Genomic DNA, 13,343 nt, shown 5'->3' with positions numbered 1-13,343 from the left:
AATGTGGGGGTGGTAGCTTCTGGATGAAAAGAAATTATCCCAAGCAATCGATCTTTTTGCTGAAGTATTATTTGATGCTACAGAATATGTGCAACGGGAAATCAATCAGGACTTGTTTGAACATATTTCCAGAGAACAGGCTGATTTGTTAACGATTTTAAAAATAAAAGGTTCATGTTCTCCAGGCCGTTTGGCTTTCATACAAAATGTTCATAAAAGCGCTATTTCCAACAGGTTGAAAAAGTTGTTGGAAAAAGGGTTTGTTGAATGGGATGATTCTCAAATCCATCGTGATAAACGTTCTAAACGAATTAAAATTACGAGAAAAGGCGAAGAAATAATAGAGGAATTAAATTCTGCTATTTTTAAAGCTTTAAGAAAGCTAATAGATGAAGCGGATGAGGAACATTTAGATTCTTTTATTATGATTTTTACAATTTTAAAAGGCAAATTTAAAGGAGACCTTTCCGAATGAGATTGATTGTGAAATTCAAATGGTTGATTGCGGCGATTCTCTTGATGCTTACTGCTCTATTAAACGTAAGTTCCCCAAACTTAACGGAATTGGCAAATCAAAAGGGACAGTCTCAGCTACCAGCTGATTTAATGTCAGAGAGGGCAAAGGACATTTTAAAAAGTGCTGGTGAAGATCATCAGACCATTAGCGTAGTATTTAAGTTAGATCAATCCTTAGAACATGAAAAATTGGCTAAGGTCATTGATCAAATTGAAAAAATAGCTGGTGTCAAAGGGGTAACTTCTCCTTTTGATAAAGAAACGCGTGACCAACTTATATCTAAGGATCAGAAGACCGTTCTCTTGCCTGTTATGGTTAAAGGATCTGATCAACAGGTAGAAAAGATTGCGGACAACATTTATAAAATGGTTCCAGATGAGTTAACGGCATACATTACAGGCGCTTCTCTTATTAACCAGGACTTTGCCCACAGTTCTGAGGAAGGCCTAAAGAAAACAGAAATCATTACAGTAATTTTAATTGTAGGTTTACTTTTAGTTGTTTTTCGCTCAATCGTTACCCCTTTCATTCCCATGATCACAGTTGGGTTTTCCTATCTTATTAGTCAATCGTTATTAGCAATCTTAGTGGAACATGTTGATTTTCCGATTTCGACTTTTACCCAAACTTTTTTAGTAGCCATCTTGTTTGGAATTGGGACAGATTATTGTATTCTGATCCTCACACGTTTTCGTGAAGAGCTGGCTAAAGGACATGACAAAATTGAAGCGACCATTATCGCTTACCGTACCGCAGGGAAAACACTTTTTATCAGCGGATTTGCGGTGTTAATTGGATTTTCCGCTTTGGGTTTTGCCAAGTTTGCTGTATTTCAATCTGCTGTAGGGGTTGCAGTCGGGGTTGGCGTTTTAATGCTGGTGCTATATACTTTATTACCATTGTTTATGGTGACACTGGGAGAAAAATTATTTTGGCCGTCGAAGAAGGTTTTTTCTCATGATGATAACCGTTTATGGTCCTTTCTTGGAAAACAGTCAGTTGCAAGACCATTTTTATTTATCATCATTACAGCTGTCATGACCGTACCGTTTATTCTGACATATGATGATCAAATTTCTTTTGATTCTACTTCAGAAATAAGCAGTAATTATAAATCGGTAAAAGGAATAGAGGCGATTAAAGAAGGTATTGGTGAAGGCAAAGCTTTTCCTGTGAGTATTGTAATCAAGGGAGAAAATAAGTTAACGACAGCTGATACAATCCCATTTCTCGGGAACCTTAGTCAAACAATTGAGAAAGTGGAGCATGTTGATTCGGTCATGACCATCACACAGCCAACCGGAAAGAAAATGGATGAATTATATATAGACCACCAGTTAGCGGCAGTATCAGACGGATTAGAAAAGACAACGAAAGGGCTTGACGATGTTCAGAGCGGTTTAACGACGGTAGAAGAAGGTCTGAAAAAAATAGCCGGGCAAGCGGCTAGTTCAGCAACAAATCAACAATCAGGAGGTTCACTAGCAGCTGCGGCAAAAGGTTTAGGAAAGATCAATCATCAGCTAGGATTTGTCAGCAAACAGATGGCGCAAACGGGCAATGTTTCAGAGGCGATTCCTCAGTTGACAGCGATCAACGGCCAATTGGTAAAAATTCAAAGCAGTCTTCAGCAGGCAAATCAACAGTTTGCTGGACAGCAAAAACAGGCAGGGACACTAAAAAATTACCTCGGGCAGTTGGCAGATGGTGTGAAGAGTGCAAAGGCTGGTCTTGAGAAGATAGCGGATGGTATGTCTAAATCTCGTCAAATTTTAAAGAAAATGAGTAAAAGCAAAAACTTAAATGACACGGGAATATTTATCCCTCAGCAGGTGATGGAAAACAAAGACTTTCAAAAGTCTATTGATCATTACTCATTTTCAGATGGCAAGGGTGTTCAATTAAGCGTAGAATTAGATATGAATCCATATTCAGAACAAGCGATTACAACAATTGGTAAAATAAAAAAATCTGTTGCAGATGAAGTCGCAGGTACCCCTTTAAAAAATGCAACAATTATGTATGGGGGAGTGACAAGTCAAAATGCAGATTTAAAAGATATCTCCACCACCGATTTATCTCGAACAATGATCATCATGGTGGGTGGTTTGTTTTTCGTGTTATCCATCTTGTTTCGTTCAATAATGATGCCAATTTATATGCTTGCATCTCTATTTGTCACGTATTATACAGCCATATCTATAACGGAATTCATTTTTGTAGGAATCAGTGGCGATGATGGTATTAGCTGGGCCGTACCATTCTTTAGTTTTGTTATACTCATTGCTTTAGGAATAGATTATTCAATCTTTTTACTTGATCGTTTTAAAGAAGAAATTCACCTCGGAATTTCTGAAGGTATTGTAAGGTCAATGAGTAAAATGGGTTCTGTTATTATGACAGCAGCGATTATTCTAGCAGGTACATTTGCTGCAATGATGCCATCAGGGGTAAATACTTTAATGCAAGTCGCCACTGTTGTTATAATCGGTTTGCTGCTTTACGGGCTCATCATCCTTCCGCTTTTGATTCCATCAGTCATCATATCGTTAGGGGAAGGTAACTGGTGGCCGTTTTCTAGAAAACAAGAGTGATGAAGGTATTTTGATTCATCACTCTTGCTCTCTTGTTTTCGGTAAGATCTAATATCGGTGTTTTTTTCTGTAAATAATGGCTGAAATCCACAAGATAAATCCTGCTGTTCCTGTCACAATTGGATATATGAGCGGGAAAAAAATAGAGGGATATCCCGTTAATACATCTGAATGATAACCTATCGGTATTAACGATGTACCTGAAAACGTAATTAAACGAACAGCAAGTGGATGTTTTGCTCGTTTTTGATAAGAAATTTTTTCTTCTAGTATATCTCCTTTTTCATCAACCCAAATGATCTTCCATTTACTATAATTCAATTCAACATCATCATCTGTGAGTCTTTGTATAATAGCAATTTGCTTGTTCACCTTTAAAATGTCAAGCCAAGAGAAGTAACGACCACCTATATCGCGATTTGACAGCCAAATTTCATCTGCTTTTGTCACTTCTTTACCACTTACATAAAGATGAATTTTTACAATATCCCCTGCTTCCACACCCTCATCTATATCAAATGGAGTTAAATTTGCTTTTTTGCCTGTTTGCTCCTCAACAATTTTGATATGTCGATCATTGACCGTTATCTCTTGGACATCAATATGTGTTGGAAAGCCATCCTCTTCTGTATAGACATGGTGAATCGTATATTGATGCTCGATCAACCACCCAGTAACGATTTCACGTGTGATTTGTAACAACGGTATGACTGAAATAAGGAATAATATAAGCCCCAATATATATAATAAACGGTTTATTTTTCTCATTTTGCTCCCTCCTTTATAGATGTTGTTCGACCCATACCCATAAAAACCTTTGTCAAAGAGAGACTCGGGGCTCATAAAATGATTTCTAAAAAGAAGAGCTGAGCTTTATAATGAAAGAGAAGTTTCGTGATTTCTTTTACCTAATGAAGAGGTGGAGCGAACTATGGCATACATTGAATTAACAAAGGACAATATTGATGATCATCACATTTGTTGTGCATTAGGTGCAAAACAGTATGAGCAGGCTGTTCATGAGAAGAAGAATTGGCTGAAGGAGCGGATGGAGGAAGGGTTAGTATTTTATCGTTTAAATGAAAGAGCAAAAGTTTTTATTGAATATATGCCCTCAGATCAGGCCTGGATTCCGCTCCATGCGCCAAATTACATGTATATCAACTGTCTCTGGGTCTCTGGGAAATATAAGGACCATGGTCATGCAAAACAATTGCTAGATCAATGTATCAATGATGCAAAAGCTCGCGGTATGGACGGAGTCGTTCATATCGTAGGAAAGAAAAAGCTTCCTTATTTGAGTGATCAGCGGTTCTTTGAACATATGGGCTTCAAAATTTCCGATCAAGCAGACCCCTATTTTCAATTAGCTGTTTTAAAGTGGAATGATCAAGGAGTTAATCCTAGCTTTAAACAGCAAGTAAAACAAAACGAAGTAGATGACAAGGGAATAGTCATTTACTATACAGCCCAATGTCCATTTGCTGTTGGGATGTTAGAAGAATTACGAAAAGTAGCGGATAGAAACGGTGTCCATTTTCAGTCCTATCAATTCAAAACAAAAGCTGAGGCGCAAAATGGACCGGTGGTATGGACGACATTTGCCGTGTTTTATCAAGGTAGATTTATCACCCACGAAATCATGAGTGTCAACAAATTTGAAAAATTACTTCAGAAGTTAGGAAATGTATGAGAAAAAGGCCGCTCTTGTAGCAGCCTTTTTGCTTTACTATGTAGTTAATTCTTTTGTCATCAAAACATGTGGGATACCATCTTCGATAAATACATCTGATGTAGTCTGATAGCCTAGTTTTTTATAAAAACCTTGTGCCTGTGTTTGCCCGTGCAGCTTTACCTTTGTAAGGCCTTTTTTTCTAGTGATGTCCTCTAACCCTTTGACAATGACCTTCCCTAGTCCGAATTTTCGATAATCTTTTAGGAGACAAATTCTTTCCAGTTTGCCGATGTCTTCCACCCAGCGAACTCGTCCAGTTCCAACAGGTTTATCATCATAGTAAACCAAAATATGCTGGCATTGTTCATCAAGCGTATCGTATTGATCAAGTTCATCAGACAATGGAACGCCTTGTTCTTCAACAAACACTGCTATTCTAATCTCAAAAGCTATTTCTAGATCTCGTTCAGTTATGATTCTTTTGACATTCATTCATTTCAGTCCTTTCTTGGTGGCATTTATCTATATTGTCAGTCTAACGGAGTGAAGTGAGGTTTAACAAGATAAAACTTTCAGCATGGATGAAGATTAGCTTCAACAACATATTTGCCAACAGCATTTTTAGTTGGGTTACGATCTTCATTTTCAATCATCATGTTAGATTTGTTAAACAAATCTCTCCTAAATAAACATGAGAACTTGAAGCAGCTGTGGCCGGCTTAATAATGACAGGATAGGTGAAAGAAAGATGTTCTAAATCCTTTTCACTTGTTACCCTGATTGAATCTGGTGAAGGGATATGATGATCTTTTAGCAGCTTTCTTTGAGATGCTTTATTTCGACAAATAGAAGAGATGGTGGTAGAGGCACCATTATCAAAACCGGGTGGCATGATTTAATTCACTAGTCAGTATAATATTAGTTTTCTTGAAATGTTATAAATGCTATGACATTGTTTTCTTTTGCAAATTGGACCATCTGCTTTAACCTAGAATGTTGCTCAATTAGAAGGCAGGAATCAAACCGATAATCATTCACAGCCTGTAAATGAGACGTATAAATAATGATACCATCTGCTAATTGACGCAAAGTTTCAATAGGGATAGCGTATCCTTTTCTCATGACTAATATCATTAATATCGTTGACTCTTTTCACGTAAATTCCATAATAGGCCATTAAATATTCTTTTAATATAAACCTAAGTTTTTGAAAAATCTAACGAAAAATGTCGAAAATTTTAGTTAATATTAGAAAAGTTTATCGATCATAAATCCTAAAAATACAAAAAGAGCAGTCACGACCGACCTGCTCTTAAAAATCTCATTTCGTATATGTTTTTACACTTGGTGCTTCATATGTAGAAAATCGGTCAATTAATCTCTCAGGATCTTGCTCAATAACCGTCATTGCCCGGTATTTTTCCTGTAAAAATTCTTCTTTTGTCATATGGTTAAAAAGGGATATGAGATGGTCATAGTAATGATTGATATTTAACAGCCCACATGGTTTTTGATGTAATCCAATTTGTGCCCAAGTAAAGACTTCAAAGAATTCTTCAAGTGTACCAGGTCCACCTGGAAGCGCAATAAATCCATCTGCAAGCTCTGCCATTTTTGCTTTTCGTTCATGCATGGAATGGACAACGATCAGTTCCGTCAAACCAGGGTGAGAAATTTCTCGGTCTTCTAACATTTTGGGAATCACACCGATCACTTGCCCACCTTGCGCTAAAACGGTATCTGCTACAGTACCCATCATACCAACACTCGCACCACCATAGATGAGTGTGATGTCTCTTTTTGCCAATTCTTGTCCAAGCTGAACAGCCCCTTCTTTGTATACTTTAGAAGCCCCAAGACTTGAACCACAAAAAACAGCCAGCCTTTTCAAAAAAACTCCCCCAATCATTGTATGAAGTGACACTATTAAACATTATAGAAGAGATTCTGATAAAATGGAAGGAGTCTAAATATAAGGGGGAGAAAGATGGATATTACAGATTTTCAGGACTGGGTCAGAAAATATTATGCTAAAAGAGGCTGGTCAGAACTTGATATTTTTGTACGGATCGGTTTTCTTGCGGAAGAAACAGGGGAGGTAGCAAGAGCGATTAGAGCGTTGGAAATCGGCAGAGACCGACCAGATGAGGCAGAAAAAATAACGAGTGAATTAAAACAAGATTTAATCGAAGAATTGGGCGATGTGTTAGGGAATGTAATTGTGATCGCAAACAAATATGATATATCTCTGGAAGAAATCTTCAACTCCCACAAAGAAAAGCTTGATGGTCGTTATTTTCAGAAGCAATAAAATATAGAAAGGGAGGAGCTTTATTAAAGATAAAGAGCTTCTCCCTATTTTATTAAAACTTCTGAACGATGATAACGCCACAAATCACAAGCAGTACACCTAGTAATCTAGGAATATTAAGATTGTGTGTGGCTACACCGATTAAACCGAAGTGATCAATTAAAACAGATGCAATCATTTGACCGAGCAAGATATAAGAAACTGTGGCAACAGCGCCAATTCTCGGAATGAGGATAACAGTTGCTACAACATAAAATGCACCTAGCAATCCTCCGGTCCAAATCCACCAAGGTGCATCTAGCCATTCTTTTTTGATATGTACGCTGTTTCCAAATATAGATACAATCAATAATGCAATAGATCCCACGACAAAAGAAATTGTCGAAGCAAGAATTGGTGATTCAACGACCCCTCGCAATTGAGCATTAATACTAAACTGTGTAGGCAGTGCCATGCCTGCTAGTAAAGAAAACACGATTAATATAATAATCATTCAATATTCCCCTTTATAATTTTTTGGTAGTATTAATTTAACATAATTTACATTATCTTGGTTTGACAATAAGAAACATACTGAGTTAATATTTGGGTGTTCATAATATTAGTAAAAGTGGAAAAATTGACGAACAAAAGCTATTTTAACACAAATTTTAACAATTGTTAAGGCGAAAAAGGGGGTCTCGTGTTGAGTAGTTATTTCGAAAGATTGAAATGCATGAAAAATGTGTACCTTAATGGCGAACAGGTGAATGATTTACTAGCTGAGCCTGCTTTTAAAGGGGCGGCTCAAGCTATGCAGACGTATTATGATTTGCAAAAAGATGAACCGGAAACTCACTGTTTTTGTGATGAACAAGGAAACTATGCCCCGATTAGTTTAATGGTTCCAAAAACAATTGAAGATTTACGAAGAAAAAGGAAATCCTACAAAGCGATCGCAGATATTTCCTTTGGTATGTTAGGACGCACCCCAGATTTTATCAATGCAGCTCTTTCAACTTTGTATGCCCACTCCCACTTCTTAGGTATGGATCAATATGCTGACTATCAAAACAATGCAGTTGAATATTATAAATTTGTCAAAGATAAAAATTTGTTCATTGGACACGGCGCAATCAATCCTCAAATTGACCGTTCGGTTTCACTCGGTGAACAAACAAATGAATTTGCCGGTGTTCATGTCGTTTCCCATGATTTAAATGGCATAACCGTTAGCGGGGCAAAAATGATTGTCACCTTAGCACCGATTGCTGATGAATTGTTAGTTTTCAATATGCCTGGTTTACGGCCGGGGGATGAGAAATATGCCATTGCTTTTGCTCTTCCTATTCAGACACCGGGAGCTAAAATTATTTGCAGAAAAACGACAGTCAAACCAACACTGAGCCAGTTTGATCATCCATTAGCCAATCGTTTTGATGAAATGGACGCTTACCTTGTTTTAGAGAATGTTCATATCCCTTGGAACCGAGTATTTATTTTTCAAGATGTGGAAAAATCAAACCTTTTTTATGATCGGACATTTATCAGACATCATACAGGTCATCAAGGGATTGTCAGAGGTGTATCGAAAGCTGAACTTTTAACAGGTGTAGCAATCAAATTAGCAAAAATGCTGAAGTTAGATCAGTTTGTCAATGTACAAGAAAAATTAGGTGAACTTACATCATCTGTAGAACTGTTAAAAGCAAGCATTATCTTAAGTGAAGAAACGGCTCATATTAATGAAAATGGAATCGTCACGCCCAATATCCACACCATTCAGGCGATCAGATACCACTTTCCGAAAATGTATGAAAAGATGATCAAACATATTCAGTCTTTAGCGGCGGGATCGATGTTGGCGACACCTCTTCTTCAAGATTTTCTGTCTGAGAATGGGGACATGCTGATGGCTGCTTTATCTACTGGAGAATTTGATGGACAAGAACGCACCAAATTATTAAATTTAGCTTGGGATGTGTCTGGAGATAGTTTCGGTCAGCGTCAATTAGTCTATGAATATTATCATGCAGGTGATCCAATGAGAATTGCTGCAAATCATTATTTAGCCTATGAAAAAGAAGAAATGCTCAAAATGGTTGACCGAGCTTTAAATGAAAAACCGGAATTAATGAAGGTATACTAGACTTTTAAAAAGAGGTGCACGTTTCGCAATGGGTGTTAATATAAAAAGATTGGTTTCTAAAATGGAAAATCAAAATCTGGATGCGATCATTGCTTGTACAAGAGAAAATATTCGTTACTTTGCTGGGTTTGATCCAGTGGTGAAAATATTAAACCCTTATTCTGGACAATGTTATGCTGTCATCACTGCTCAACATCCGGAAGTTGTTCATATCGTTCATTCAATTGGAGAAATCGACCAAGTTCTTGATGCCACATCTCAAATCGGTGAAGTCATGACATATGGAACATTTTATCGAGAAGATAACGGCAGATCAATGCTGACCGAAGAAGAACAGCTCTTAAAATATTATTCTCAAGTCAACAACAGCCATAAAAATGGAGAAGAAGCACTGAAATCTCTTCTTATGAAACTTCATTTACATTCCGGGCGAATCGGAATAGATGAAGAAGGTATAAACTCGAACGTGAAACAATTTTTGGCATCCAATCTGCCTGCTGCGGCATTTATTCCTTCATCACGAATGATTAAACTTGTCAGAGCTGTTAAAACAAGTAAAGAACTTGAGGCATTAAGTTATGCTGCCCAATGTATTGAACAAGCTGTTGACACAGTTGCAGCTGAAATTTATGAAGGAATTAGTGAAAGAGAAATTTTAAGAATATTCAATTATTTTATCACCTCCAAAGGAGCAAATCCATATTTGCCTATGTTGAAAATTGGCAGACATGCTGTTGGTGGACAAAGACTTCAACGTGATGACAATAAACTTCAGGCAGGGGATTTGATCTGGTTTGATTGTGACATTGTATGTAATGGGTATTGGGCTGATATTGCCAGAGTATTATTTTTCAAAGAATTTAAGCCCGAATATCAGAAATATAAGGCACTATCTAAAGGTCAGCTGGCTGCTATTGAACAGATTAAACCAGGAATGAGCGGCGAAGCGGTTTTCCAACTAACCATGCAATCTGTCCATGAAGCTGGTTTTCAAGAATACAGGCGGCATCATGTAGGACATGGGATAGGTCTAGAACCTTATGAGCTTCCAATTCTAGCTCCCGGTAGTGAAGAAATTGTTGAAGAAGGAATGGTGTTGTCTATTGAGACACCATATTACGAATTTGGTCTTGGAGCTTTGCATGTTGAAGATCCTGTCTATATTCAAGAAAACGGAAATAGAATGCTTACACAACACCAAGCCGGCATTCAAGTTGTGGAGGGAAAATCATGATCTTAAACAACATTACAGATTGTATAGGCAATACTCCGGTTGTAGAGCTAAAAGATGATTTAGTATCTAAAGGGAAAAAACTGTACTTAAAATTAGATTATTTTAATCCCAATTTTAGTGTAAAAGACCGCACGGCTTATGGTTTGGTACAAGCAGCTTTTCATGAAGGAAAACTGAAAAGGGGCGGTGTTCTGATTGAGTCAACATCAGGGAATCTAGGAAAATCTTTAGCCATGCTTGGAGCTGTTTATCAATTTAAAGTGATCATTGTCGTCGACCCCAAAATCAGCCCAACTGTATTAAATTGGTATAAAGCATATGGTGCCCATGTTGAAATGGTAAAAGAACCTGCTGAAAATGGAGGTTTTCAGCAGGCAAGAATCACAAGAGTAAAGCAATTGTTGGAACAATACCCTGAAGCATATTGGCCAAATCAATACGATAACCCTGATAATCCTTCTTTTCATTATGTGACCACAGCCAAAGAAATTGTGGAATTATCAGTCGACAGTGTGGTAGGGGCAGTCAGCACAGGAGGACATTTATGCGGGATTGGAAAGCGGGTCAAAAAAGAGAGAACAAATATGAAAGTTGTAGCCTGTGATGTCAAAGGATCAGCTGTATTTGATCATCGATTCCGTCCTTACTTGATTAATGGTGTCGGGTTAAGTTGGCGAGGGCATAATACTGATATCACAGTTATTGATCAAGTCTCTATCGCAAGTGACAGGCAAGCCATTTCGACTTGTAATCTCATCGCAAAAGAGCATGGCATCATGGTTGGCGGTTCTGGTGGATTGGTGATTTTCACTGCGCTTGCATGGTTGAATCAAAGTAATTGTAGTAGTGCAGTCGCCGTCATACCAGATGCAGGAGTCAATTATTTAGACCAAATTTATAATGAAGAATGGAGAAAAGAAAAAGGGTTGGACATCATGAATAGAGCACAACTGAAAGCAACCCTAGATCAGCAACTATTTATGATTCCAGAAGAGAAACAGGAATCTTTAAGTGTATAAGGAGATGAACATGTTAAATCAAACCTTTACTGAGTACTTGTTTCATAACGAGTTGATTAAATTTGGGGAATTTAAACTAAAATCAGGAAGATTAAGTCCATACTTCTTTCATTTCGGGTCGATTGATAATGCCGCAAAACTTTCAGCTTTAGGAGATTTTTACTCCACCGCTATTATTGAAAACAATATTGAGTTTGATTGTTTGTTTGGTCCTGCATATAAAGGTATTCCAATTTCACTGGCGACTGCTTTATCTATGTATAAAAAAGGGTATTCTAATGTGTCGTTCGCTTTTAATCGAAAAGAAATAAAAGACCATGGTGAGGGCGGAAGAATCATCGGATCTAGTTTAAAAGGAAAAAAGGTCCTTGCTGTTGACGATGTTCTTACATCTGGGAAAACAATTAGAGAGACAAAACAAGTGGTTGAAAGCGAAGGCGGAACACTGAATGCATGCTTAGTTGCTTTAGATCGAGGAGAAAAAGGGCTTGACTCTGAGATATCTGCACTAGAAGAAGCTTCTAAAAAGTATAATGTACACATTTATTCTGTGGCATCAATTCAAGATATTGTTCATTTTTTAGAAAATGATCATATATTTCCTCGTGAATATTATCAATCATTAAAAGATTATTTAAAGATATATGGAAGTCAACATACAGCCACATTCCAACAGTAGTCGTATAAAAGCAACTATTTTAAGGTTGCTTTTTCTTTCGTTCAGCAATTTTTCTAAGGAAGGGTGAAGCAATTGGTTTATTCACTGATCAAGAAAGCGTTATTTCAATTTGATCCAGAAAAAACCCACAAACTCGCAATCAATTTCTTAAAGGTTATTCAATCAATGGGGATATCAAGACAAATGTTCGAAAATCAATTGGTGATAAGTGATAAACGACTTGAAATACAATGTTTAGGTTTACAGTTTCAGCATCCAATTGGATTAGCAGCAGGTTTTGATAAAAATGCTGAAGTATATCGTGCGTTGGCATGCCTTGGATTTGGTGCAGTTGAAGTAGGCTCCATTACCCCACAACCGCAAAATGGAAATACGAAACCTAGATTATACAGGTTGCCAGAAGACCAAGCGATTATTAATAGAATGGGTTTTAATAATGATGGAATGGCAAAAATTAAAAAAAGGATAGAAAATCAACCGAAAATTTCTGTTCCTTTAGGAATTAACTTAGGAAAAAATAAAAATACGTCTAATGAAGAAGCCCACTTAGATTATGAAATAGGTTTAGAGCATTTTTATTTATTGGGGGACTATTTTGTCATTAATATTAGTTCACCAAATACTGAGCATTTGCGAAATTTACAGTTTGTCAGTTCATTGGAACCGTTCTTAGATTCAATCATGAAAAAAAGAGTGACACTGGCAGGTCAGTACAATGTATATAAACCGATTTTACTGAAAATCGCACCAGACTTAAAATATGAAGAAATCGATCAAATCATCCACACAAGTATAAAACAGGGGATTGATGGGTTCATTATTACGAATACGACCATTATGCGAGATCATCTACAATCAACCCATAAAAAAGAAAGAGGAGGGCTAAGCGGTAAACCATTGGCAAGTGTCTCAAATGAAGTCATTAAAAGGGTGTATAGGATTACTCAAGGAGACGTTCCGATTATTGGCAGTGGGGGAGTTTTTACAGGAAGAGATGCTTATGAAAAAATGAAAGCCGGAGCAAACTTGATTCAATTATATACAGGTTTTATTTATCGAGGTCCTGCCATTGTCAAACATATAAACAATGAGTTCATTTCATTAATGAATCAAGATCAAGTGGCATCTATTTCAGAAATTGTTGGCATTGATTCATCCAAAAGATTTGCAGGTTAAGCGAGATCTT

15 protein-coding genes are annotated in these 13,343 nt (G+C 37.1%); 9 read left to right on the top strand and 6 right to left on the bottom strand.

Annotation, left to right across the window (positions count from 1 at the left end; genetic code table 11):
- Positions 1 to 19 precede the first annotated feature (19 nt).
- Both PDT38_RS16940 and PDT38_RS16935 read left to right on the top strand, forming a co-directional pair.
- Positions 20 to 475 carry a MarR family transcriptional regulator gene (locus PDT38_RS16940; protein ID WP_270803381.1) on the top strand — a complete coding sequence of 152 codons (456 nt, stop codon included), beginning with the start codon at positions 20 to 22 and terminating at the stop codon, positions 473 to 475.
- Positions 472 to 3,111, top strand: coding sequence for an MMPL family transporter (locus PDT38_RS16935; protein WP_270803258.1), 2,640 nt, complete (start codon positions 472 to 474; stop codon positions 3,109 to 3,111). The genes PDT38_RS16940 and PDT38_RS16935 overlap by 4 nt, the downstream gene beginning before the upstream one ends.
- 48 nt (positions 3,112 to 3,159) lie before the next feature.
- Here PDT38_RS16935 and PDT38_RS16930 read toward each other — a convergent pair whose 3' ends face one another.
- Complete coding sequence (locus tag PDT38_RS16930; RefSeq protein ID WP_270803257.1) at positions 3,160 to 3,879, bottom strand: hypothetical protein; 720 nt, start codon at positions 3,877 to 3,879, stop codon at positions 3,160 to 3,162.
- Positions 3,880 to 4,042: 163 nt separating this feature from the next.
- Between PDT38_RS16930 and PDT38_RS16925 the strand changes: the two genes are divergently transcribed.
- A complete protein-coding gene (locus tag PDT38_RS16925) occupies positions 4,043 to 4,804 on the top strand; it encodes an N-acetyltransferase (protein ID WP_270803256.1) in 762 nt (253 codons plus the stop codon).
- Between the two features lie 36 nt (positions 4,805 to 4,840).
- On the opposite strand, the gene PDT38_RS16920 is transcribed toward PDT38_RS16925, so the two are convergent.
- From PDT38_RS16920 to PDT38_RS16905, 4 genes are all read right to left on the bottom strand, one after another.
- Complete coding sequence (locus tag PDT38_RS16920) at positions 4,841 to 5,278, bottom strand: GNAT family N-acetyltransferase (RefSeq protein ID WP_270803255.1); 438 nt, start codon at positions 5,276 to 5,278, stop codon at positions 4,841 to 4,843.
- Positions 5,279 to 5,438: 160 nt separating this feature from the next.
- Complete coding sequence (locus PDT38_RS16915) at positions 5,439 to 5,678, bottom strand: hypothetical protein (RefSeq protein WP_270803254.1); 240 nt, start codon at positions 5,676 to 5,678, stop codon at positions 5,439 to 5,441.
- A gap of 26 nt (positions 5,679 to 5,704) precedes the next feature.
- Positions 5,705 to 5,920, bottom strand: coding sequence for a hypothetical protein (locus PDT38_RS16910; protein WP_270803253.1), 216 nt, complete (start codon positions 5,918 to 5,920; stop codon positions 5,705 to 5,707).
- 187 nt (positions 5,921 to 6,107) lie between these two features.
- Positions 6,108 to 6,677, bottom strand: a complete 570-nt coding sequence (locus PDT38_RS16905) for an LOG family protein (protein ID WP_270803251.1) — start codon at positions 6,675 to 6,677, stop codon at positions 6,108 to 6,110.
- Positions 6,678 to 6,773: 96 nt separating this feature from the next.
- Here PDT38_RS16905 and PDT38_RS16900 point away from each other — a divergent pair, with 96 nt between their 5' ends.
- The gene (locus tag PDT38_RS16900) at positions 6,774 to 7,097 is read left to right on the top strand and encodes a MazG-like family protein (protein WP_270803249.1); all 324 of its coding nucleotides are present in this window, start codon (positions 6,774 to 6,776) and stop codon (positions 7,095 to 7,097) included.
- Between the two features lie 52 nt (positions 7,098 to 7,149).
- Here PDT38_RS16900 and PDT38_RS16895 read toward each other — a convergent pair whose 3' ends face one another.
- Entirely contained in the window at positions 7,150 to 7,590 is a 441-nt protein-coding gene (locus tag PDT38_RS16895) for a DMT family transporter (RefSeq protein ID WP_270803248.1), read from the bottom strand.
- A 192-nt stretch (positions 7,591 to 7,782) separates the two neighbouring features.
- On the opposite strand from PDT38_RS16895, the gene PDT38_RS16890 reads away from it, so the two are divergent.
- The 5 genes from PDT38_RS16890 (at position 7,783) to PDT38_RS16870 (ending at position 13,333) form a co-directional block, all read left to right on the top strand.
- The gene (locus tag PDT38_RS16890) at positions 7,783 to 9,225 is read left to right on the top strand and encodes a 4-hydroxyphenylacetate 3-hydroxylase family protein (RefSeq protein ID WP_270803247.1); all 1,443 of its coding nucleotides are present in this window, start codon (positions 7,783 to 7,785) and stop codon (positions 9,223 to 9,225) included.
- A gap of 28 nt (positions 9,226 to 9,253) precedes the next feature.
- A complete protein-coding gene (locus tag PDT38_RS16885) occupies positions 9,254 to 10,459 on the top strand; it encodes a M24 family metallopeptidase (RefSeq protein ID WP_270803245.1) in 1,206 nt (401 codons plus the stop codon).
- Positions 10,456 to 11,478: a pyridoxal-phosphate dependent enzyme gene (locus PDT38_RS16880; protein ID WP_270803243.1), complete on the top strand. Its 1,023-nt coding sequence runs from the start codon at positions 10,456 to 10,458 to the stop codon at positions 11,476 to 11,478. Before PDT38_RS16885 ends, PDT38_RS16880 begins: the two co-directional genes overlap by 4 nt.
- Positions 11,479 to 11,488: 10 nt before the next feature.
- Positions 11,489 to 12,157 (top strand): orotate phosphoribosyltransferase, encoded by a 669-nt coding sequence (gene pyrE, locus PDT38_RS16875; RefSeq protein ID WP_270803242.1) that lies wholly within the window; start codon positions 11,489 to 11,491, stop codon positions 12,155 to 12,157.
- A gap of 72 nt (positions 12,158 to 12,229) precedes the next feature.
- A complete protein-coding gene (locus PDT38_RS16870) occupies positions 12,230 to 13,333 on the top strand; it encodes a quinone-dependent dihydroorotate dehydrogenase (protein ID WP_270803240.1) in 1,104 nt (367 codons plus the stop codon).
- Positions 13,334 to 13,343 lie beyond the last annotated feature (10 nt).

This window comes from Bacillus changyiensis (genome assembly GCF_027706145.1).
GTDB classification, from domain to species: domain Bacteria; phylum Bacillota; class Bacilli; order Bacillales; family Bacillaceae; genus Bacillus; species Bacillus changyiensis.
Note: the sequence above shows the minus strand (reverse complement) of the source record. Positions and strands in the feature narration are given on the sequence as shown.

What these genes read in the sequence shown, in the direction of transcription:
- pyrE (WP_270803242.1), top strand. Translation starts at nt 11,489, where the DNA reads ATGTTAAATCAAACCTTTACTGAGTACTTGTTTCATAACGAGTTGATT.
- PDT38_RS16910 (WP_270803253.1), bottom strand. Translation starts at nt 5,920, where the DNA reads ATGATATTAGTCATGAGAAAAGGATACGCTATCCCTATTGAAACTTTG.
- PDT38_RS16900 (WP_270803249.1), top strand. Translation starts at nt 6,774, where the DNA reads ATGGATATTACAGATTTTCAGGACTGGGTCAGAAAATATTATGCTAAA.
- PDT38_RS16935 (WP_270803258.1), top strand. Translation starts at nt 472, where the DNA reads ATGAGATTGATTGTGAAATTCAAATGGTTGATTGCGGCGATTCTCTTG.
- PDT38_RS16915 (WP_270803254.1), bottom strand. Translation starts at nt 5,678, where the DNA reads ATGCCACCCGGTTTTGATAATGGTGCCTCTACCACCATCTCTTCTATT.
- PDT38_RS16925 (WP_270803256.1), top strand. Translation starts at nt 4,043, where the DNA reads ATGGCATACATTGAATTAACAAAGGACAATATTGATGATCATCACATT.
- PDT38_RS16880 (WP_270803243.1), top strand. Translation starts at nt 10,456, where the DNA reads ATGATCTTAAACAACATTACAGATTGTATAGGCAATACTCCGGTTGTA.
- PDT38_RS16920 (WP_270803255.1), bottom strand. Translation starts at nt 5,278, where the DNA reads ATGAATGTCAAAAGAATCATAACTGAACGAGATCTAGAAATAGCTTTT.
- PDT38_RS16895 (WP_270803248.1), bottom strand. Translation starts at nt 7,590, where the DNA reads ATGATTATTATATTAATCGTGTTTTCTTTACTAGCAGGCATGGCACTG.
- PDT38_RS16885 (WP_270803245.1), top strand. Translation starts at nt 9,254, where the DNA reads ATGGGTGTTAATATAAAAAGATTGGTTTCTAAAATGGAAAATCAAAAT.
- PDT38_RS16930 (WP_270803257.1), bottom strand. Translation starts at nt 3,879, where the DNA reads ATGAGAAAAATAAACCGTTTATTATATATATTGGGGCTTATATTATTC.